Here is a 21881-nt window from a genome sequence, read left to right on the forward strand (position 1 = left end):
GAGAGTGACTGAAACGTTTAATTGAGGGCTTAAAATAGTGCTTTTAGCAGTTGTCATCGAGCCCCTTATGGCCCTATAGTCGTGAACGAAATTAATGAGGTGTGTCATCTTCTCGACATGAAAAGTTTGGTGGCGCACTTAAGGGTATTTGGCAACTGCGAAAGACGTTGGAGAAGAGGCATGCGGCGTAGAAAGCCTGATATGGTGATGGCGTTAACAGTGGTGTTTTTACTCGGCGTATTAGCCACTGGATATGCACAGGCGCTATCAGGAAGTTAACCAACGGTTAATGTGAGCGTCCTTGGCAACCATGCTGCACCTACTGGGTGAATAGACAATAAAAACGGGCTGATCCTTGTGATCAGCCCGTTTTTATTGGGCGTACCACGCCGGTATCGCTGGCGACCGCAGTGAGAGGAATATCCCAAGGTTCAACGGGCAGCGATGCTACTTGCTGACAGGCATGAGCCACGCCAATCAGCGCAGGGGCTGGCCCGGGATGACGCATGAACGACAAGCTGCGGTCGTAAAATCCACCGCCCATGCCCATTCGATTCGCCTGACGATCGAAACCCACTAGCGGCACGATGAGCGTGTCCAGTGCCCAGGCGGGCAGTCGATGGCGGCGCTGAACGGCAAATCGCGGACAAGGTTCGGCAATACCGAAGCGATTGTGGATCATGGGGGTGTTGGCGTCGTACGCCACGAACCAAAGGCTGTTGGCGCTAAACGGGCGAAGCACGGGCAAGTAGATGGCCACACGCCGTTTGCGTAGCCAAGGAATGAGTGGCGTAGGGTCAATCTCGCTATTGACCGGCAGGTAGAGGCTGATGCGCTTGGCGCGACGGATTTCAGGGAGCTGCTTCAAGCGCTGGCATAGCGCCAAGGCGGCTTGCCGCTGCTGTTCGGCGGAGAGCGCGCGACGACGACGTTTCAGCTCGCGCCGGAGGGCTGGCTTGTCATTAGGTGAGGTAAGGCTCATCTCATAAGACGTCATGGCAAAGTGTTCCCCAGAATGCCGCTGTCGTTCTGGCCCTGAACCTACTGGTTCAGGTGGGTGGCCGCAGCCAAACCGTCAGGCTTTCCGACGCACGGACATGCACACGGGTCTGGCTAGCATTTGGCCCCCTGGGTACTGCGCATAGGCTCGAGGGACTATAACGACTGGCGTACATCCCAGAGAACACCGCTATCCTAACAGAGCCGCAGCTAATGCCAAAGTCTCGGTTGCAAGAAGGCGTGGTTCAAGGCGCATTGCGCCGAGTGCCCGCTAGAGCACGCTCGAGCCGCTCGCTCAAACGATTCAGATTGGCTTCACCGGCCCGGTGCTCATCCAGCGCTTCTAGCAATTCATGGGTAATATTGAGCGCGGCCATGATGGCGATGCGCTCACTTCCCAGGACGCTGCTTTGGGCGTGTATGCCGTGCATCGCGCGGTCCAAATAGCGAGCAGCACGTTCGAGCTGGGCTTCTTCGCCGGTGTCGCAAGCAATCATATAGCTGCGACCCAGTAGGGTAATCTCTTTCGTTGGCCGCTTTGCGTGACTCATCAAAGACTCCAGCACGGGCCAGCAAGGGTCCCGATGCGTTAACATCACTACATAGGAAGGATAGACGGCGTTCACTATAAGAGAGCCGCTTGTGCGGGGTCAACGCGAAGGCTTCCCGCCCTATCCCTTTGGTCATACCCTTATCTTTGGTAAAGCGAGCAAGAATCATGTCATTGATTGACGAACGGCAGGATTTTTCTGACGTAGCGGATGTATTTTTACTCCACGGCAGTATGCAGTCTCCTGCCTTTCTGGACGGACGGCTGTGCGGCTTGTTGGCACTGCGGGATGTCACTGCCGACGCATGGCTGGAAGAAGTGTGTCTAAGCCTGGGGGTCGAGCAACCCCGTGATCAGGCTAGCGCCGAGCGCCTGTTGGGCTGGCGCCGCCAGACGTTGGAAGCGCTGAGCGCGAGCGACATGAATTACGCACCGCTGCTGCCCGACGAGCTGTTCTCTCTTGCCGAGCAGGCGCAAGGGCTGAAAGAGTGGACGTTGGGCTTCATGGAAGTCATCGAGGACGTCGTCGACGACGCGCTTCGGGAGCGCTGGTCGCAGACCTTGAAAGAAGCGATCGATGATCTGGAAGGCCTCGGCCAGATCGAGACCGACATCGACGATAGCCCGGAGAACGAGAACGACCTGTTTGCGCTGACGGAACACGCGCGAATGGCGGCCATGTTGCTCTACACCGAACAGCATCCCGGTCAGCCCCAAGTAGAGCAAACCGACGCCCCCGTTCATTGAGCCACCACGCGATAGGAGCCGTTATGCCCACGCCATTGCCTCGCCCTGCTGCCATTTCGCCTGAAGAGTACCGTCAGCGCCGAGCGTCGCTGCTGGCCAAGCTGCCAAGCCATGCGGCGCTGCTGGTGCCTGGGGCGTCCTTGGTGACTCGCTCCCACGACAGCGAGTACCCGTTCCGCCAGCAGAGCGACTTTTACTATTTGACCGGCTTTCAGGAGCCGGACGCGCTACTGGTGCTGTTGCCGGGCCGTGGCGAAGGGCAAAGCGTGGTGTTCTGCCAAGATCGCGACCCCCATCTGGAAGCTTGGACCGGCCGTCGGCTAGGGGCTCAGGGCGTTGTCAGCCAGCATGGTCTCGACCAGGCATTCGAAAATGCCGAGCGCGACGCACGGCTACCCTCGCTGCTCGAAGGTCGTGAGCTGCTCTATGCGCCGCTGGATAACCCCGACGCGCTGGGCATTGCCAAAGAAGCGCTGGCTCAGGCTCAGTCGGGTATGCGTCGGGGCAAACCGCCGTTGAAGGGTTGGTTGGATAGCCGCCCGCTGATTCACGAAATGCGCCTGATCAAAAGCCCCGCCGAAATTGCGCTTTTGCGCCATGCGGCGGCGATTTCCGCTCAGGCCCATGTTCGCGCCATGCGCACCTGTCAGGCAGGAGTGTATGAGTATCAGCTCCAGGCCGAGCTGGAACACACCTTTGTTTGGCACGGGGCTAGCGGGCCAGCCTACAGCACTATCGTGGGCGGCGGGGCCAATGCCTGCGTGCTGCACTATATTGAAAACAGCGATGTGCTGGAAGAGAACACGCTCGTACTGATCGATGCTGGGGCGGAATTCGATCTCTACGCAGGCGACATCACACGCACCTTTCCGGTCGGTGGGCGCTTCAACGACGCCCAGCGGGAACTCTACCAAGTGGTGTTAGGCGCACAGGAGCGGGCGGTGAAAGCCATTGCTCCAGGCGCTACGCTAGCAGATATCCACCAAGGCGTTGTGGAGGATCTGACCGCTGGCCTCATCGAGGTAGGCCTGCTGACGGGGGAGGTGCAAGCTCGCATCGATGACGAGAGCTATCGGCGCTTCTACCTTCACTCCACGTCTCACTGGTTAGGACTGGATGTGCACGACGTAGGTACCTATCGCCTCGACGAAACCACGCCACGCCCGCTGGCACCGGGCATGGTGCTGACCGTCGAACCCGGTCTTTACATTCCCTGCGACGACGATATTCCAGAAGCTTATCGCGGTATCGGCATTCGTATCGAGGATAACGTAGTGGTCACCGAACGGGGCCATGACATTTTGACCGCCGACGTACCGAAGCAGGTGGAAGATATCGAGAAACTAATGGCTAATAAATAACCAGCTTCGTTAGACGCCTGGACGTTTATGTAATCTACATTACGGAATTACGAATCGCTGTGGTCGCGCTGTATGAAGGAGGAGAGGCCAATGTATGGGGCTGAGCAGGAATCACGTCCACAAGCGCCGTCGCCCACCCATGACGTCGTGATCGTGGGCGGTGGGTTGGTGGGGGCCAGTTTGGGCTGTGCATTGGCACCGCTCATCGAGCGCTATGGCTGGCGGGTCGCCATCATCGAAGCCAATGCGCTATCGCAAAGTACGGAAGGCGCGACGTGGCAACCGAGCTTCGATGCCCGGGCGAGTGCCATCGCCGAAGGCTCGGCCCAGCGCTTTCGTCAGCTAGGGGTGTGGGAAGCGATGCAGGCCGAGGCCACGCCGATTCAGCGTATCCATATCAGCGAGCGGGGCCGGTTGGGTGCGACGCGCCTCAATGCACAAGAGCTAGGCGTTGCTGCCTTGGGGCACGTGATTCCCAATGCCTGGATGGGGCGAGTGCTGCATCAGAAGCTGCAGCAACTGCCTATCGAGTGGCACTGTCCGGCCACGGTGGCACGGTTAACGCCCACGGCCAGCGGCCACCATTTACGGCTTTCCGATGGCAGTGAGCTGACGGCGGCGTTGACCATTTTGGCCGATGGCGGCCGTTCTGGGTTGAAAGAGCAGCTCGGTATCGCCAGTCGCCGCCACTCTTATGAACAAACCGCCGTGATTGCCCATGTGGGCATTAGTCAGCCCCACCAGGGCATTGCCTACGAGCGCTTTACCTCGGAAGGACCCATTGCACTACTGCCGTTGCCAGGTCAAGCCATGGAGCTGGTCTGGACGCACGCCAGCGGTAGCGAAACCGCTCGAATGGCGCTGGCTGACGCGGCGTTCTTGAGAGCGCTTCAGCGGGCGTTCGGCGACCGGGTCGGCCGATTTACCAAGGTGGGTCAGCGGTTTAGCTATCCGCTCTCGCTAGTGACCGCGGAGGAGCCCGTGCGGCCCGGCTTGGCTGTGTTAGGCAATGCCGCCCATGCGCTGCATCCTGTGGCTGGCCAAGGCTTCAACCTGGCGCTGCGCTCGGTGATGGATTTGGTCGAAGCCCTTGCCCAAGGTGCCGAGCAGCAGCGCGCCCTGGGAGATATGGCGACGCTGCAGGCGTTCGAGCGACGCCGAGCTCAAGACCGCGTCAACGTGATTCGTTTTAGCGATGGCTTGGTGCGCCTGTTTGGCTACTCGCTGCCGCTGCTCCCGCACGCGCGGGGAGCAGGGCTGATAGGCCTCAATTTGATCGGCCCGCTGCGCCGCCGTTTGGCACGCCGAGCTATGGGGCTAGAACGCTGATGCGCGGCGACAGCGCACGAATCCCTCAACGATGGCTCTCATCTACCCAAGCCAAGGAGTGTTATGACTACGTCAGCAGACGCGGCTAAGCCTTCCATCATCCCTTTCGATGCCGTGATCGTAGGAGCGGGCATGGTGGGCACGGCGCTGGCCGGGCTATTGGCCGAGGCGGGTATGCAGGTGGCGCTAGTAGAAGCCAAGCCGTCACCGCTGCGCTTGCAGGATGTGGCCGACGGAGTTCCCGCCCCACGCGTTAGCGCACTGACGCCGGTGTCACAGCGGCTGCTCACCCATTTGGGGGCTTGGCCCGCCATGGAGGCGGCGCGCGTCACGCCTTACCGGTACATGGAGGTGTGGGATGCCGAGGGCAGCGGTCGTATTCGTTTTTCGGCCGACGAGGCAGGCACCGCCACGCTGGGGCACATCGTCGAGAACGAGGTGACGCTGGCGGCGCTTAACGAGCAAGTGGCCAAGCAGCCGACGTTGACGCGGTTGGATGGTGTGCGGGTGGAGGCGCTGCAAACCACGGCGCGTGGCCGCTGGCTGGTGCTCGACGATGGCAGGCAGCTACAGACGCCGCTGCTTGTCGCCGCCGATGGCGCGCGCTCTGCGCTACGAGCGCTAGCGGGCATCCCGGTGGCCGAGGAGTCGATGGCGCAAGAGGCGGTGGTCACCACGGTGCGCTGTACTCATCCCCACGGCGGCACCGCACGACAATCTTTCCTGGGCGGTCGTCCGCTGGCGTTCTTACCGCTCACCGTGCGCGGAGACGACCGCTACTGTTCCATTGTCTGGTCCACCACGCTCGAGCATGCCCAAGGGCTGACCGAGCACTCGCCAGAAGGGCTGGGGAAGGCGCTCGGCGAGGCGTTCGAGCATCGTTTGGGGGAGGTCGTGCCTGTGGATCGTGCCTACCGTTTCCCGCTGGTCCAGCGCCACGCCCAGCATTATGTGCAGCCCAACTTCGCGTTGGTAGGTGATGCCGCCCACAGTCTGCATCCGCTGGCCGGGCAGGGCGTTAATTTGGGCTTGATGGACGCTGCGGTATTGGCGGAAGAAGTGGTCGGAGCGTGGCGGCGCGGCGCGCCCTGGGGCAGCGTGACGACACTCAGCCGTTTCGAGCGTCGAAGGCGTTTGGATAACGCCACCATGCTGGGGCTGATGAAAGGCTTCAAGCAGCTGTTTGGTAGCCAGCAGCCGGTGCTGACGCTGGCGCGCAATGTCGGGATGAGCGGCATGAACAAGTTCGTACCGCTTAAGCGCTTGGTGATGCGGCAGGCGACCGGAGAGCGGGGTCGCCTGCCGATCTCCTGCCGTTAGCCGCGGCGGCGATCCACGACGTTCAGCGCTTTCAGCAAATTAAGCGCCTCGCTAAGCTGGTAGTCGTCGCGTAACCGCTGAGACATGGCGGCACGCTCGGGAGGCATGTCGCTTTGGCTACCGAGGTGTCCGTCCAAGTCCGCCTCACGAATGGCGCGTCGCGCCTCCGCCACTTCCAGGCGGCCACGCACCACTTCTACGTCGGGTTCGATACCTTGCGCCTGGATCGAGCGGCCATTGGGGGTGTAGTACAGCGCGGTCGTCAGCTTTAAGCCTTCGCCATTGCCCAGCGGCATGATCTGCTGCACGGAGCCTTTACCGAAGCTTTCTGTTCCCATGATGACACCCCGGCGCTGGTCTTGCAGGGCGCCCGCGACGATTTCCGCAGCCGATGCGCTACCGCTGTTGATGAGGACCACGAGCGGCACATCACCGGCGGGGGTGTCGGGAGACGCCGAAAACGACATCTCGGTGTCCGAAAGACGTCCTTCGGTATAGACGATGAGCCCGTCATCGAGGAACAGATCGGCCACGCCGACCGCGGCCTGCAAGACGCCGCCAGGATTATTGCGCAAATCGAGAATCAACCCTTCCAGAGGCTGCTCTCGCGCCATGCGCTCCAAGGCTCGGCGAGCCTGCTCGGGCGTGCGGGACTGGAATTGGCTAATGCGTAAATAGCCGTAGCCGGGTTCCAGCGTCTCCTGTTTGACGCTCTCACTGCGGATCACTTCACGGGTGAGGGTAAACTCCCGTGGTGCCTCTTCGCCAGAACGCAAAATCGTCAGGCGCAGCGTGGTGCCTGGCTCACCGCGCATCAGGTTGACGGCTTCCTGAAGTGAGAGGCTGTCGGTGGGGGTGCCATCGATGGCCACGATGATGTCCTGAGACAGCAGGCCTGCCCGGGAGGCGGGCGTGTCATCGATGGGCGTGACGACCATCAGTTGGCCATTTTGGGTGCCGACTTCGATACCGATGCCGCCAAACTCGCCTTGGGTAGACTCCCGCAGGCTTTGGTACTCCTCTTCATCCAAGTAGGCCGAATGAGGGTCGAGCTCGCTGAGCATGCCCCGCATGGCGTTACGCAGCAGCGTACGGTCGTCGACCTCTTCGACGTAGCCGCGCTTGATACGCTCGAAGACCTCGGCGAACGTTTGAATCTCTTCCAACGGCAGATCATCAGCGGCGCTGTTCGACGGCTGGGCTGCCAGAGGGAGCGGGGCCGCCAGCAGCGCGAGCGGTAGCAGGGTGGCCAATAAGCGCTTGGCAGGGGCCGATACCTCGGTAACAGATAGCGTCATGCGGACTCCGCTAGGCGAAAGGCAGTGCCAGTGGCACTGCACGGGTTGTGAGGTTCATGGTAAAGAGAGCGACAATAAAGAACGTGACTATAAAGAGAGTAGCACCAGCTTATCCCGTCAACGGCGCGCAATCCAACGTTGCGGATTAATAGGTTCTCCGCCTCGTCGCACTTCGAAATAGAGGGCGGGTCGGGATTGTCCTCCACTATTGCCCACTCGGCCTATGGCATCGCCACGACTCACCTGTTGACCGGGACGGGCGCTGAACTGTTGCAGGTGCGCATACAGCGTCATGATCTGATCGCCGTGGTCGATGATCAATAAGTTACCGAACCCTCGCATCCAGTCGGCAAACACCACACGGCCCGAATGAACCGCCGTGACCGCCGTGCCTTCGCTGGCCTGAATCACGATGCCGTTGTAGTGAACCCCGTTCCGCCGCTGAAAGCTGGCGGTGATGCTGCCTTGCACGGGCCAAGGCAAATCCCCTTGCGTGCGGGTGATGTGCGTGGTGGGCGTGGGCTCTGCCATGCGGGCCAGTTCGGCCTGAATCGCGCGGAGCTGTTGCTCGGCCTGTTCGCGACTCTGGTTCAGGTCGGCCAGTCGGTCCGCCTCGCTCCCGTAGCGGTCATCCAGCGTCTCCACCACGCCACGGCGCGCTTCGGTGCGCTCGGCGAGCAGAGCGCTTTGGGTTTCCAGCTCGTTCGCCAACGTATCCAAACGCGCTTGGCGCTCCGCCAGTGCCCGTTCGGTATCGGCAAGCGCCGTGTCCAGCCGCGCAATATCGGTGAGACGCTGCTGGCGCGCCTGCGTCAGCCGATTCAAGTAGGCCTGCATGCGGTCCAGTTCGGCAGGGTCGCTTTGATTGAGCAGCAGCTTGAGTTGGGGCGTCGGCCCTAACCGGTAGAGCGCGGCGAGCTGCTGACCGAGCGCCTGATACTGAGACTCCCGTTCGCTCTGCAAGCGTTCGCGATGTTGGCGTAATTGAGTAGTTTCATCGTTGAGTTGACGCCGCTCGGCCTGAAGTTGATCCAGCCGCTGGTGCGTCTCGGCGAGCTCGGTTTCCACGGCCTGCAGCTCGCGTTGAGCGCTATCGCGGGCTTGACCGGTCGCGCTGAGCCGCTCGGCCATGGCGTCGATCTCCTGCCCGAGCGCGTCGAGTTGCTCCCGGGCGGCGCGTTCGTTCTGCTGCGCCAAGGCGGGCTGCTGGCTCAAGGCCAGCAGCAGAGCGGCGAGGGCGAGTGGTCGCCACATGGGCATTAGGTAAAACGCAGCAGCGGCTTGCCCGTCATCGCCTCAGGCTGCGGCTGGTCCATCATGGTCAGCAGCGTGGGGGCCAGGTCGCACAGGCGGCCGTCGTCGAGCTCTGCCGCCCGCTCACCCACGTATACCAGAGGCACCACGAAGGTGGTGTGTGCGGTTTGTGGGGCGCCGGTGTCCGGGTGGACCATCTGTTCGGCATTGCCGTGATCGGCGGTAATCAGGCAGGCACCGCCTGCGCGCTCGATGGCCTCCACCACGCGACCAACGCAAATGTCGACGGTCTCGATCGCTTTCACGGCGGCATCGAAATCCCCGGTGTGGCCGACCATGTCGCCGTTGGCGTAGTTACACACCATGAGATCGAAACGGCCGCTATCGATCGCTTCAACGAGCTTGTCGGTGATCTCGAACGCACTCATTTCGGGCTTTTCGTCGTAGGTTTTGACGTCGCGAGGGGAGGGCACCAAAATGCGCTCTTCCCCTTCGTACTCGGCCTCGTTACCGCCAGAGAAGAAGAACGTTACGTGGGGGTACTTCTCCGTTTCCGCAATGCGTAACTGAGTGAGGCCGCGCTTGGCCACTACCTCACCCAGCGTATCGGTGAGATCGGTGGGCGGAAACGCGGCAGGCGCATCGATGTCGGCGGCATACTGGGTCATCATCACCAAACCATCGCCTGCCAGCGTTGGGCGTGCCTGACGTTCGAAGCCGGTAAACCCCGATTCGGTAAAGGCGCGCGTGAGTTCGCGGGCGCGGTCGGAGCGAAAATTCATAAAGATCGCCGCGTCGCCATCGTGTAACGTCACGGCATGACCGTTGACCGGCACGCTGGTTGCGGCCACGAATTCGTCGGTTTCACCGCGCTCGTAAGCATCACGCAAGCCGCTTTCCGCGCTGGTGGCCGTGTACTCCGCGTGGCCGTCGGTGAGCAACCGGTAGGCTTGCTCGACGCGCTCCCAGCGGTTGTCGCGGTCCATGGCGAAGAAGCGTCCAATGATGGAGGCGACAAAACCGTTATCGGCGCCGACGAGTTCGGATAACCGTGCGTTGGCGCGCTCGATGGACGCCAACGCGCTCTGTGGGGGCATGTCGCGACCGTCTAGAAAGGCGTGCACGTAGATGCGCTGGGCACCGCGCCGCGCTGCCAGCTCGGCCAGGGCGATGAAGTGATCTTCGTGGCTGTGCACGCCGCCTGGTGAGAGCAAGCCGAGCAGATGCACGGCGCGGCCATTGGCAACGGCGTCGTCGATCGGCTTGGTGAGCACCTCGTTGGTGTCCAGGTCGCCCTCTTCGATGGCTTTGGTGATGCGGGTGAAGTCCTGGTAAACGATGCGTCCGGCCCCCAAGTTCATATGGCCGACTTCGGAATTACCCATCTGCCCGTCGGGGAGCCCGACATGGCGGCCATCGGTATGCACGAAGGCGTGGGGACGGTTGGCCCACAGTGCGTCCATCACCGGTGTGTTGGCCGCTGCCACGGCGTTATGAGCGCTATCGGGGTTGTGGCCGTAGCCGTCTAGGATGATCAGCGCCACGGGGCGCGGTGCAGATGATGCCATGAAAGAATCCCTCTTTTGTGGGTCAGCCAAGCGACGTGAGGTACGGTTTGAAAGCCTGGCGAGGGCGGCTCTACCAGTTTTCAGACAGCACCTGATAATCGGGGTCGCGACAGGCGCGCGCTTGGGGCATCATAACGCAGGCAGCCGTCGGGCGTCATGGCCTGCGCGGTATGCCCTGTGACGTGTATACTCGTCGTGTTTCTGAGGGCGGCTAGGCCGCTTTTTTCTGCATAGACCAAGAGATTGTGTTCGCGATGATCGATCAGCTGTTCGAATTCGTAATGAACCACCCCCTCCTCGTGGGGGCATTTTTGCTGGTGCTCATAGCGTGGATCGTTTATGAAACGCGCAGCGCCGCTTCGAATGCGGTGTCCTCCACGCAGGCCACTCAGCTCATCAACCGTGAAGATGCGGTAGTGCTGGACATTCGTGAGAGCAAAGACTTCAAAGCCGGGCATATCGCTGGCGCTCGCAATATTCCCCAAAGCAGCCTCGACAGCCGCATGAGCGAGCTGGATAAAGTGAAAAGCCAGCCAATCATCGTGGTGTGCAAGCATGGCCAAAGCTCTGGCGCTGCCCAAGCGAAGCTCGCCAAAGCCGGATTCGAGCGGGCGATGAAGCTGCGTGGTGGCATGGCGCAGTGGCAGGCGGATGGCCTCCCGGTGGTCAAGAAGTAAACGAGAGCATACGTCGCGGTAACGCCGCACCTTTTTTAATGGAAGAACGATTAGGAGTATCCCATGGCGGAAGATAACAACACCCCGCAGGCAGGCGCCGCAGAAGGCGAAAAACCTCAGCTGAAATTCTCGTTACAGCGTATCTATGTGAAAGACATCTCTTTCGAAGCGCCGAACTCTCCCTCCGTGTTCAAGCAAGCGTTCAAGCCCAAGGTCAACCTGGACCTCAACACCACCAGCCAGAAAGTGGCCGACGACCAGTACGAAGTCGTGGTGAAAGTGACCGCGCAGGTCAACGACAGCGAAACCGGCACGACCTCGTTCTTGGCGGAAGTCGAGCAGGCGGGCCTGTTCCGTATTGCGGGTATCGAAGGCGCGCAGCTCGATCAGACATTGGGTGCGTTCTGCCCCAATCTGCTGTTCCCGTATGCCCGTGAGTGCGTCGATAACCTGGTCAACCGTGGCGGTTTCCCGCCGCTGATGCTGGCACCGGTCAACTTCGAAGCCATGTATGCCCAGCGCAAGCAGCGCGAAGCGCAGCAGGCTAGCCAAGCGGCTGAGAACACGCACTAAGCCATGTCGGACACGCTGACCGCCGCCGACTGGCAGGCCCGACACGGTAAAATGCCCCGTCTCTATGTGCCTGCCGAGCTGTTGGCGGGCACGACGCTAGCGCTGCCCGACGGCCCGGCCAAGCACGTGACTCGCGTGCTGCGTATGGGCGAAGGCGCGCCGCTGATCGTATTCGACGGCCGTGGCCAAGAAGCAGGCGTGCGGTTAGCCGAGGTGAGCCGCAAGCAGACGACCGTGACCGTGGAAGCGGTATGGGCGGGTAGCGGCGAGTCACCGCTGGCGGTGCATCTTGGGCAAGCGATTTCCAAGGGCGATCGCATGGATTACGCCATTCAAAAAGCCGTCGAACTCGGCGTGGCGGCGATTACCCCGCTCTATACCGAGCGGGGCGATGTACGTTTGAAAGGCGACCGTGAAGAAAAGAAGCTGGCGCATTGGCAGGCCGTGGCGGCCAGCGCCTGCGAGCAGAGCGGCCGGGCGGTAGTGCCACCCGTGCACCCCCCGCAGACGTTAGGCGAGTGGCTGGCCGAGCGCCAGGAGCCCCTGCGCTTGATGCTGCACCTAGCGACGGGTAATGGCTTTGCTCAGTCAGAGTGCCCGGCGTCTGCCGCGCTGCTGATCGGCCCGGAGGGCGGCTTGAGCGAGGCAGATATTCAGGCCGCGACCGCCAGCCACTTTATGCCTCTGACGCTGGGCCCGCGTGTGCTGCGTACGGAAACGGCCCCTGTCGTTGCGCTAACGCTTCTACAGCATCACTTCGGCGATATGTAAGCGCTTACTATCAAGCCGCTGCCGTGTTTGCTTCGGCAGCGGTTTTTTGTACCTGGCGCTCTCTTCATCCGACGCCGCTTTGCCTAGCTTTGGCAAGGTACCATAATGACGTTCTACTTCCTGTAAGGACAGCACCCATGGTCCGTGAATCACACGCCACCCCTCGATCTGTCAGCGATGCGTCGGCCCAGCTGGGCGATGTGGCCTATTTAACCGTGACGGCGGTGAATAGTACCGGAGCCTTTTTGCGCTGGGGGCAGCCCAAAGACGTGCTGCTGCCTTACAGCGAACAGCGTTTTCGCCCCGACCCTGGCAAGCGGGTGTTGGTGATGCTGTACAGTGACGATCAGGGGCGCCCGGTCGCTACCATGCGCCTCGATCGTTTTCTGACGGATGACGCCTGGGCGTTAGAGAAGGGCGACGAAGTCGATTTGGTAGTGGCCGACCGCACGGACCTAGGCATGAAAGTGGTGGTCAATCACCGCTATTGGGGTTTGATCTATCAGGACGACATTACCCAGCCGCTGCGTCGTGGGCAGTCGCTAAAAGGCTTTGTGAAACAGCGCCGCGAGGATGGTCGCGTGGATATCTCGCTGCTACCGCCCGGCGCGGCACGCCTGGACGTCGTGGGGGATAAAGTGCTGAAGGCGCTGCGCGAAAGCGGCGGCTATTTACCGTTAGGTGATAAAAGTTCGGCGCACGATATCAAAACGCGACTGGGCGTGAGCAAAAGCGCGTATAAACAGGCGATTGGCCGACTCTATAAACAGCAGTTGATCACCCTGGCGCCGGATGCGATCCGCCTGGTACCCGGTGCGCTCTCCGATACGTCGGATCAATAGCCGCGGTTGGAGCCGTGCCTGCAGTGCGGCATACTGATGACTTATTGATCCTGCATGGACTGTATTTCGATGAGCCAATCAACGTTGCACCTCGGTGTGGTGATGGATCCCATCAGCGACATCGCGTACAAGAAAGACACTACCTTGGCCATGCTGTGGGCTGCCCAAGAGCGTGGCTACACGCTTCACTATATGGAGCAGGAGGATCTTTTCTTGCAAGCGGGCCAGGCCTATGCGCGGATGCGCCCTCTCACAGTGCACCGAAACCCCGAACACTGGTACGACCTAGGCGAGGCGACTCAACGCCCGCTGGCCGAACTGGACGTAGTGCTGATGCGGAAAGACCCGCCGGTGGATGCCGAATTCATCAACGCGGTGCATCTGCTGGGCTTTGCCGAGCGTGAGGGCGTGTTGATCGTCAATCCCACGGCAGCCCTGCTACAGTGTAACGAGAAGCTCTTTGCCCAGCAGTTTCCCCAGTGCTGCGCGCCGACGGTCGTCGCCAGCCGCGATGACGTGCTGCGCGCTTTCCATGCCGAGCATGGCGATGTGATCTTCAAGCCGCTCGATGGCATGGGGGGTACAGGAATTTTTCATATCGGCCCCGAGGGCCGCAACATTGGCGCGGTGATCGAGCAGCTGACGCTGCGCGGTCAGCGTCAAATCATGGCCCAGCGCTATCTGCCGGCCATAAAGGATGGCGATACGCGGATTCTCTTGGTCGATGGGGAACCGGTGCCGTTTGGCCTTGCGCGCATTCCCTCGGCGGGCGAAACCCGCGGCAACCTGGCTGCCGGCGGGCGCGGCGTGAGTCGCGAACTGACCGAACGCGACCACTGGTTGATTCAGCAGGTGCAGCCGATGATTCGCGAGAAAGGACTGATGTTCGTCGGTTTGGACGTGATTGGCGACTATATCACCGAAATCAACGTGACGAGCCCTACCTGTGTTCGTGAAATCGACGACCAGCGCGGCACCGACATTGCCGGAATGCTGCTGGACGCGATCGAGCGTCGCTTGGCTTAACCGGTGACGGCTCAACCCGCCCTATGACGCAAGGCTTGCCGAGCGATTGGCAAGCCGCAGGAGACGCATGCAAAGTTTAAAACACCACTTTTTGATGGCGATGCCCCACTTGGAAGACCCCAACTTCGCGGGCAGCCTGATTTATCTATGTGATCACGACCACAACGGCTGCATGGGCGTGATCGTCAATCGCCCGATGGAAATCACCCTGGATGCGCTGTTCGAGCAGCTTTCATTGGGAGGCGACGACAGCCCCTACCGCAATGCGCCGGTCTACTACGGTGGCCCGATGCATAAAGATCGCGGCTTCATTCTCCATGTTGGCGACAGTCAGGCGTGGGACTCCAGCGTTCAGGTGGAAGACGGCATTGCCCTGACGACCTCCATGGATATCCTCCAAGCGCTTGCCGATGGTAACGGACCTGAGCACTTCTTAGTATGCTTGGGCTGTGCCGGTTGGGATGTGGGTCAATTAGAGGATGAGTTGAAAGAGAACGCCTGGCTCACCGTAGAGGGCCACAGCAACGTGCTTTTTGATACGCCACCGGCTGAACGTCTTGCGGCCGCTGCAGGTATCCTTGGGGTCGACCTAAACCTCATGACACGCAATGCAGGGCACGCGTGAGCGTGTGGCTGGATGAGGCGTAAGACGCATGGCAAGTAACGGGCAGCGTCTGATCTTGGCATTTGATTTTGGAACGCGGCGCATCGGCGTGGCCGTGGGCAACGAGCTGCTTCACAGTGCGCGGGAGCTGGCGCCGCTGCCTGCGCGTGACGGTATACCCGACTGGAACGTGGTCACGCGCCTCATCGACGAGTGGCAGCCCGATCTGTTCGTCGTCGGCTTGCCGCTCAATATGGATGGCAGCGAGTCGCTCATGAGCACGCGGGCGCGCAAGTTCGGCAACCGTTTGCATGGTCGCTACGGCAAACCATGCGAAATGGTCGATGAGCGTGGTTCCACCCAAGAAGCCAAGCGAATTGCCCACGGGGCGGGGCACCGAGGGAATTACCGAGAAGAGAGCGTGGATGGCATTGCGGCGGTGCTGATTTTGGAAGGCTGGTTCGCCCACCAGGAAGGCCTTCCCGGCGGGCGCACGACACATTAACGCGATTAGCGGTCCAGCGTGCCGGTTTGTGATGGCACAAACCAACGCACGGGCCGCAGATCCTTTTCAATCAACTCGTCTACTTTTAGCAGCGTGGCAAAGATCGCCATCCGCATGGGAATACCGTTATCGGTTTGGCGGAAAATCGCCAGCCGAGGGTCGCCGTTCAAATCGACGTTCAAGTCGTTGGCGCCCGGGCGGCTATCACGGGGCAACGGGTGCATCACGATCGTGCTTTGGCTGCAACGCTGGTCAAGAAAATCACGATTGACCATGAAGTCATCGGAGAGCCCCTGGAAGCTCTCGTTCATCTCATCGGTAAAACGCTCCTTCTGAATACGTGTGGTGTACACCACGTCCAGGTCGCTGAAATCGCTGGCCAGCGAGTCCCGCTGTTCGACGCGGTGACCGCGCGACGTCACTAGATCGATCAGATGGGTGGGCATCTCCAACCCCGGTGGGGACACCAGCGTTATGCGCAGCGGGTCATAGAGCGACAGCAGCTTGATGAGCGAATGCACCGTACGCCCGTACTTCAAATCACCGGTCAACAGAATGTGTGCCCCGCTCAAGCGCTTGCCCAACCGCTGAAACTCCTTATCGATCGTATAGAGATCCAACAGTGCCTGACTGGGATGTTCGCCTGGGCCGTCGCCACCGTTGATGACCGGAACGTGAGTTGCCGCAGCAAATTCGGCGACCGACCCTTGGTCAGGGTGACGCATGACGATGGCATCGCAGTAACCGCTCATGACGCGGCTGGTGTCGTACAGCGACTCGCCTTTCGCCATGGACGAGAAGGTAAAGCCCGTGGTGTCGCATACGCTTCCCCCCAGTCGGCAGAAGGCGGCATTGAAGCTCACCCGCGTACGGGTGCTCGCCTCGAAAAACAAATTGCCCAGAACCGCTCCTTCCAGCACCCGCGTCACCTGACGGCGACTCGCAATCGGCTCCATGCGAGCTGCTACGCGCAATAGGTGATCGACGCTATCGCGGTTTAATGAATCGACAGTTAATAGGTGCTGGCTCATCATGGACCTCATCATTATTGGGCGTGGGTGAAGGTGGCCGCATTATAAAGCGCTAAGTGTAACCGCCAAACCAGACGTGCCGAAGCGGTTTCCGCCCCCTGATATGAGAGAACAGATGATCTAGCCGAGACTTTTTTCGACTATTAGATAATTAGCCCTTGCCAACCCGGCATTGAATCCGTAAAGTACGCATCCGCTGCCGGGGACGCCCAGCGTTACCAGCGGTGATGAGATTGAAAAACCTCTTGTTTGTCAGGAAGTTAGAGCTCTGTAGTAGGTTGATCAGATCGCTCGCTTCGCCCGCTGAAAACAGCGGTTGACAAACACCACGGAATGCGTAGAATACGCCTTCCTCGCTGAGGCAACACGGGTCAGGTCATCGAGCCCGCCGCAGCGGCATTGAGAAAGTTGCTCTTTAACAATTCGATCAGGTAATTCATGTGGGCGCTTGCCGATGAGGGTGATAAATCACCTATTATCAAGGCAAGCGACTCGTCAAACAGGCTTCGGCCTAATGAATGAATTCGTTTGACCCTTGAGCCAAGTTTGGTTCGCTTCTGTTGCTTCGGTGACAGGTAAGAACCGCATTGATCTTAAACTGAAGAGTTTGATCATGGCTCAGATTGAACGCTGGCGGCAGGCCTAACACATGCAAGTCGAGCGGTAACAGATCCAGCTTGCTGGATGCTGACGAGCGGCGGACGGGTGAGTAATGCATAGGAATCTGCCCGATAGTGGGGGATAACCTGGGGAAACCCAGGCTAATACCGCATACGTCCTACGGGAGAAAGGGGGCTTCGGCTCCCGCTATCGGATGAGCCTATGTCGGATTAGCTAGTTGGTGAGGTAACGGCTCACCAAGGCCACGATCCGTAGCTGGTCTGAGAGGATGATCAGCCACATCGGGACTGAGACACGGCCCGAACTCCTACGGGAGGCAGCAGTGGGGAATATTGGACAATGGGGGGAACCCTGATCCAGCCATGCCGCGTGTGTGAAGAAGGCCCTCGGGTTGTAAAGCACTTTCAGCGAGGAAGAACGCCTAGCGGTTAATACCCGCTAGGAAAGACATCACTCGCAGAAGAAGCACCGGCTAACTCCGTGCCAGCAGCCGCGGTAATACGGAGGGTGCAAGCGTTAATCGGAATTACTGGGCGTAAAGCGCGCGTAGGTGGCTTGATAAGCCGGTTGTGAAAGCCCCGGGCTCAACCTGGGAACGGCATCCGGAACTGTCAAGCTAGAGTGCAGGAGAGGAAGGTAGAATTCCCGGTGTAGCGGTGAAATGCGTAGAGATCGGGAGGAATACCAGTGGCGAAGGCGGCCTTCTGGACTGACACTGACACTGAGGTGCGAAAGCGTGGGTAGCAAACAGGATTAGATACCCTGGTAGTCCACGCCGTAAACGATGTCGACCAGCCGTTGGGTGCCTAGCGCACTTTGTGGCGAAGTTAACGCGATAAGTCGACCGCCTGGGGAGTACGGCCGCAAGGTTAAAACTCAAATGAATTGACGGGGGCCCGCACAAGCGGTGGAGCATGTGGTTTAATTCGATGCAACGCGAAGAACCTTACCTACTCTTGACATCCTGCGAATTCGGTAGAGATACCTTAGTGCCTTCGGGAACGCAGAGACAGGTGCTGCATGGCTGTCGTCAGCTCGTGTTGTGAAATGTTGGGTTAAGTCCCGTAACGAGCGCAACCCTTGTCCTTATTTGCCAGCGCGTAATGGCGGGAACTCTAAGGAGACTGCCGGTGACAAACCGGAGGAAGGTGGGGACGACGTCAAGTCATCATGGCCCTTACGAGTAGGGCTACACACGTGCTACAATGGTCGGTACAAAGGGTTGCCAACTCGCGAGAGTGAGCCAATCCCGAAAAGCCGATCTCAGTCCGGATCGGAGTCTGCAACTCGACTCCGTGAAGTCGGAATCGCTAGTAATCGTAGATCAGAATGCTACGGTGAATACGTTCCCGGGCCTTGTACACACCGCCCGTCACACCATGGGAGTGGACTGCACCAGAAGTGGTTAGCCTAACGCAAGAGGGCGATCACCACGGTGTGGTTCATGACTGGGGTGAAGTCGTAACAAGGTAGCCGTAGGGGAACCTGCGGCTGGATCACCTCCTTAACCGATGACTCATCCTCGCGGTAAGCGCTCACAATGAATTACCTGATCAGAATACTGTTGTTACGCAGTGATAAGCGTTTTCTTCACATTAAAAAAAGAAAAAAGGTCTTTCTTTTTCTTTTGAAGTGAAAAAAAGCATCCGCTTATCACTGCGCATAGCAGTCGCTCTTTAACAATGTATATCATGCTGACATGAACGTTTTATAACGTTCATACGTAATTGTTAAGTGATACGTCTCAAGCGTATCCGGCAATCGTTATCATTGCGAGACACCAGACCCCTTCGGGTTATAGGGTCAAGCAATGAAGCGCACACGGTGGATGCCTAGGCAGCCAGAGGCGATGAAAGACGTGGTAGCCTGCGATAAGGTTCGGTGAGGTGGCAAACGACCTGTGACCCGGACATCTCTGAATGGGGAAACCCACTCATCACAAGATGAGTATCTTGCGCTGAATCCATAGGCGTAAGAGGCGAACCAGGGGAACTGAAACATCTAAGTACCCTGAGGAAAAGAAATCAACCGAGATTCCCCTAGTAGCGGCGAGCGAACGGGGACCAGCCCTTAAGCGTGTGAATGATTAGGCGAACAGACTGGGAAGTCTGGCCATAGCGGGTGATAGCCCCGTAGTCGAAAATCTGATCACGTGAAATCGAGTAGGTCGGGGCACGAGAAACCTTGACTGAAGACGGGGGGACCATCCTCCAAGGCTAAATACTCCTGGCTGACCGATAGTGAACCAGTACCGTGAGGGAAAGGCGAAAAGAACCCCGGAGAGGGGAGTGAAATAGATCCTGAAACCGTGTGCGTACAAGCAGTAGGAGCGGACTTGTTCCGTGACTGCGTACCTTTTGTATAATGGGTCAGCGACTTATATTCAGTGGCGAGGTTAACCGTATAGGGGAGCCGTAGGGAAACCGAGTCTTAACTGGGCGACACAGTCGCTGGATATAGACCCGAAACCGAGCGATCTATCCATGAGCAGGGTGAAGGTTGAGTAACATCAACTGGAGGCCCGAACCAGGATCTGTTGAAAAAGATTTGGATGACTTGTGGATCGGAGTGAAAGGCTAATCAAGCTCGGAGATAGCTGGTTCTCCTCGAAAGCTATTTAGGTAGCGCCTCACGTATCACCGCCGGGGGTAGAGCACTGTTTCGGCTAGGGGGTCATCCCGACTTACCAACCCGAGGCAAACTCCGAATACCGGTGAGTGCCAGCGTGGGAGACACACGGCGGGTGCTAACGTCCGTCGTGAAAAGGGAAACAACCCAGACCGTCAGCTAAGGTCCCCAAATCCTGGTTAAGTGGGAAACGATGTGGGAAGGCTCAGACAGCTAGGAGGTTGGCTTAGAAGCAGCCATCCTTTAAAGAAAGCGTAATAGCTCACTAGTCGAGTCGGCCTGCGCGGAAGATGTAACGGGGCTAAACCAGGTACCGAAGCTACGGGTTCACACGATGTGTGAGCGGTAGAGGAGCGTCGTGTAAGCCGATGAAGGTGTGTTGAGAAGCATGCTGGAGGTATCACGAGTGCGAATGCTGACATGAGTAACGATAAAGGGAGTGAAAAACTCCCTCGCCGGAAGACCAAGGGTTTCTGTTCGACGCTAATCGGAGCAGAGTGAGTCGGCCCCTAAGGCGAGGCCGAAAGGCGTAGTCGATGGGAAACGGGTCAATATTCCCGTACCGGACATGATTGCGATGGGGGGACGGAGAAGGCTAGGTGAGCCAGGCGTTGGTTGTCCTGGTGAAAGTGAGTAGGCTGAGCGCTTAGGTAAATCCGGGCGCTCAAGGCCGAGACACGAAACGAAGACACTACGGTGTCGAAGTCATTGATGCCACGCTTCCAGGAAAAGCCTCTAAGCTTCAGATCATGTGCGACCGTACCCCAAACCGACACAGGTGGTCAGGGTGAGAATCCCAAGGCGCTTGAGAGAACTCGGGTGAAGGAACTAGGCAAAATGGTGCCGTAACTTCGGGAGAAGGCACGCCGGCGTAGGGTGAGAGGACTTGCTCCTTCAGCCCGAACCGGTCGAAGATACCAGGTGGCTGCAACTGTTTAGTAAAAACACAGCACTCTGCTAACGCGCAAGCGGACGTATAGGGTGTGACGCCTGCCCGGTGCCGGAAGGTTAAGTGATGGTGTTAGGCCTCGGCCGACGCTCTTGATCGAAGCCCCGGTAAACGGCGGCCGTAACTATAACGGTCCTAAGGTAGCGAAATTCCTTGTCGGGTAAGTTCCGACCTGCACGAATGGCGTAATGATGGCCACGCTGTCTCCACCCGAGACTCAGTGAAATTGAAATCGCCGTGAAGATGCGGTGTACCCGCGGCTAGACGGAAAGACCCCGTGAACCTTTACTATAGCTTCACACTGGACGCTGATGTTGCCTGTGTAGGATAGCTGGGAGGCTTTGAAACCCGGACGCCAGTTCGGGTGGAGCCAACCTTGAAATACCAGCCTGGCATCATTGGCGTTCTCACTCAGGTCCGTGATCCGGATCGAGGACAGTGTGTGGTGGGTAGTTTGACTGGGGCGGTCTCCTCCCAAAGCGTAACGGAGGAGCACGAAGGTACCCTCAGCACGGTCGGACATCGTGCAATGAGTGCAAGAGCATAAGGGTGCTTGACTGCGAGACAGACACGTCGAGCAGGTGCGAAAGCAGGTTCTAGTGATCCGGTGGTTCTGTATGGAAGGGCCATCGCTCAACGGATAAAAGGTACTCCGGGGATAACAGGCTGATACCGCCCAAGAGTTCACATCGACGGCGGTGTTTGGCACCTCGATGTCGGCTCATCACATCCTGGGGCTGAAGTCGGTCCCAAGGGTATGGCTGTTCGCCATTTAAAGTGGTACGCGAGCTGGGTTTAGAACGTCGTGAGACAGTTCGGTCCCTATCTGCCGTGGGCGTTGGATGTTTGAGAAGAGCTGCTCCTAGTACGAGAGGACCGGAGTGGACGACCCTCTGGTGTTCCGGTTGTCACGCCAGTGGCATTGCCGGGTAGCTATGGTCGGACGGGATAACCGCTGAAAGCATCTAAGCGGGAAGCCCCCTTCAAGATGAGACATCCCCGAGGCCTAGAGCCTCCTAAAGGGCCCAGCGAGACCAGCTGGTGGATAGGCACGGTGTGGAAGCGCTGCAAGGCGTTGAGCTAACGTGTACTAATGGCCCGTGAGGCTTGACCCTATAACACCCAAGGGGTCTGGTCGCCGTGATAACGACCGAGTGGACAGCCACTCGAAAAACCGGATACGCATCCGCCCGCCAAGACGCTGGCGGACAAGAGACGATCACTTACC

At 59.2% G+C, this 21881-nt stretch carries 17 protein-coding genes, 2 rRNA genes and 1 other RNA gene; 13 read left to right on the forward strand and 7 right to left on the reverse strand.

Features of this window, described 5'->3' with window-relative positions; all coding sequences use genetic code 11:
• Window positions 1-361: 361 nt before the first annotated feature.
• The 3 genes from GYM47_RS00140 to GYM47_RS00150 all read right to left on the reverse strand — a co-directional run bounded on the left by GYM47_RS00140 (window position 362) and on the right by GYM47_RS00150 (window position 1550).
• Window positions 362-997 carry a 5-formyltetrahydrofolate cyclo-ligase gene (locus GYM47_RS00140; RefSeq protein WP_231125627.1) on the reverse strand — a complete coding sequence of 212 codons (636 nt, stop codon included), beginning with the start codon at window positions 995-997 and terminating at the stop codon, window positions 362-364.
• 6 nt (window positions 998-1003) lie between these two features.
• Window positions 1004-1186: non-coding RNA, 6S RNA (gene ssrS, locus GYM47_RS00145), on the reverse strand.
• A 58-nt stretch (window positions 1187-1244) separates the two neighbouring features.
• Window positions 1245-1550 carry a cell division protein ZapA gene (locus GYM47_RS00150; RefSeq protein ID WP_139526197.1) on the reverse strand — a complete coding sequence of 102 codons (306 nt, stop codon included), beginning with the start codon at window positions 1548-1550 and terminating at the stop codon, window positions 1245-1247.
• A 167-nt stretch (window positions 1551-1717) separates the two neighbouring features.
• Between GYM47_RS00150 and GYM47_RS00155 the strand changes: the two genes are divergently transcribed.
• The 4 genes from GYM47_RS00155 to GYM47_RS00170 all read left to right on the forward strand — a co-directional run bounded on the left by GYM47_RS00155 (window position 1718) and on the right by GYM47_RS00170 (window position 6306).
• Entirely contained in the window at window positions 1718-2296 is a 579-nt protein-coding gene (locus GYM47_RS00155) for a UPF0149 family protein (protein ID WP_139526198.1), read from the forward strand.
• Window positions 2297-2319: 23 nt separating this feature from the next.
• A complete protein-coding gene (pepP, locus tag GYM47_RS00160) occupies window positions 2320-3657 on the forward strand; it encodes a Xaa-Pro aminopeptidase (protein ID WP_153843605.1) in 1338 nt (445 codons plus the stop codon).
• Window positions 3658-3747: 90 nt separating this feature from the next.
• Window positions 3748-4986, forward strand: coding sequence for a 2-octaprenyl-6-methoxyphenyl hydroxylase (gene ubiH, locus GYM47_RS00165; RefSeq protein ID WP_153843604.1), 1239 nt, complete (start codon window positions 3748-3750; stop codon window positions 4984-4986).
• A 63-nt stretch (window positions 4987-5049) separates the two neighbouring features.
• The gene (locus GYM47_RS00170; protein ID WP_153843603.1) at window positions 5050-6306 is read left to right on the forward strand and encodes a UbiH/UbiF/VisC/COQ6 family ubiquinone biosynthesis hydroxylase; all 1257 of its coding nucleotides are present in this window, start codon (window positions 5050-5052) and stop codon (window positions 6304-6306) included.
• Here the strand turns inward: GYM47_RS00170 and GYM47_RS00175 are convergent.
• The 3 genes from GYM47_RS00175 to gpmI form a co-directional block, all read right to left on the reverse strand.
• Window positions 6303-7604 (reverse strand): S41 family peptidase, encoded by a 1302-nt coding sequence (locus tag GYM47_RS00175; protein WP_139526202.1) that lies wholly within the window; start codon window positions 7602-7604, stop codon window positions 6303-6305. The genes GYM47_RS00170 and GYM47_RS00175 overlap by 4 nt on opposite strands.
• A 117-nt stretch (window positions 7605-7721) precedes the next feature.
• On the reverse strand, window positions 7722-8864 hold the full coding sequence (locus GYM47_RS00180) for a murein hydrolase activator EnvC family protein (RefSeq protein ID WP_139526203.1): 1143 nt from the start codon (window positions 8862-8864) through the stop codon (window positions 7722-7724).
• Window positions 8864-10426 carry a 2,3-bisphosphoglycerate-independent phosphoglycerate mutase gene (gene gpmI, locus GYM47_RS00185; protein WP_153843602.1) on the reverse strand — a complete coding sequence of 521 codons (1563 nt, stop codon included), beginning with the start codon at window positions 10424-10426 and terminating at the stop codon, window positions 8864-8866. The genes GYM47_RS00180 and gpmI overlap by 1 nt, the downstream gene beginning before the upstream one ends.
• A 254-nt stretch (window positions 10427-10680) precedes the next feature.
• On the opposite strand from gpmI, the gene GYM47_RS00190 reads away from it, so the two are divergent.
• From GYM47_RS00190 to ruvX, 7 genes are all read left to right on the forward strand, one after another.
• Window positions 10681-11103: a rhodanese-like domain-containing protein gene (locus tag GYM47_RS00190; RefSeq protein WP_139526205.1), complete on the forward strand. Its 423-nt coding sequence runs from the start codon at window positions 10681-10683 to the stop codon at window positions 11101-11103.
• Between the two features lie 63 nt (window positions 11104-11166).
• Complete coding sequence (gene secB / locus GYM47_RS00195; protein WP_139526206.1) at window positions 11167-11676, forward strand: protein-export chaperone SecB; 510 nt, start codon at window positions 11167-11169, stop codon at window positions 11674-11676.
• 3 nt (window positions 11677-11679) lie between these two features.
• Complete coding sequence (locus GYM47_RS00200) at window positions 11680-12447, forward strand: 16S rRNA (uracil(1498)-N(3))-methyltransferase (protein WP_139526207.1); 768 nt, start codon at window positions 11680-11682, stop codon at window positions 12445-12447.
• Between the two features lie 137 nt (window positions 12448-12584).
• On the forward strand, window positions 12585-13289 hold the full coding sequence (locus GYM47_RS00205; RefSeq protein WP_139526208.1) for a CvfB family protein: 705 nt from the start codon (window positions 12585-12587) through the stop codon (window positions 13287-13289).
• Between the two features lie 69 nt (window positions 13290-13358).
• Window positions 13359-14315 carry a glutathione synthase gene (gene gshB, locus GYM47_RS00210; protein WP_139526209.1) on the forward strand — a complete coding sequence of 319 codons (957 nt, stop codon included), beginning with the start codon at window positions 13359-13361 and terminating at the stop codon, window positions 14313-14315.
• Window positions 14316-14382: 67 nt separating this feature from the next.
• Window positions 14383-14940 carry a YqgE/AlgH family protein gene (locus GYM47_RS00215; protein ID WP_139526210.1) on the forward strand — a complete coding sequence of 186 codons (558 nt, stop codon included), beginning with the start codon at window positions 14383-14385 and terminating at the stop codon, window positions 14938-14940.
• A gap of 28 nt (window positions 14941-14968) precedes the next feature.
• A complete protein-coding gene (gene ruvX / locus GYM47_RS00220; protein ID WP_139526211.1) occupies window positions 14969-15424 on the forward strand; it encodes a Holliday junction resolvase RuvX in 456 nt (151 codons plus the stop codon).
• Between the two features lie 5 nt (window positions 15425-15429).
• On the opposite strand, the gene pyrB is transcribed toward ruvX, so the two are convergent.
• Entirely contained in the window at window positions 15430-16455 is a 1026-nt protein-coding gene (pyrB, locus tag GYM47_RS00225; protein WP_139526262.1) for an aspartate carbamoyltransferase, read from the reverse strand.
• A 595-nt stretch (window positions 16456-17050) separates the two neighbouring features.
• Here pyrB and GYM47_RS00230 point away from each other — a divergent pair.
• Together GYM47_RS00230 and GYM47_RS00235 are read left to right on the forward strand one after the other, a co-directional pair.
• Window positions 17051-18583 (forward strand): 16S ribosomal RNA (locus GYM47_RS00230).
• A gap of 294 nt (window positions 18584-18877) precedes the next feature.
• Window positions 18878-21768 (forward strand): 23S ribosomal RNA (locus GYM47_RS00235).
• The 16S and 23S rRNA genes sit together here, the layout of an rRNA operon.
• Window positions 21769-21881: the final 113 nt, after the last annotated feature.

Source organism: Vreelandella piezotolerans, assembly GCF_012427705.1.
GTDB classification, from domain to species: domain Bacteria; phylum Pseudomonadota; class Gammaproteobacteria; order Pseudomonadales; family Halomonadaceae; genus Vreelandella; species Vreelandella piezotolerans.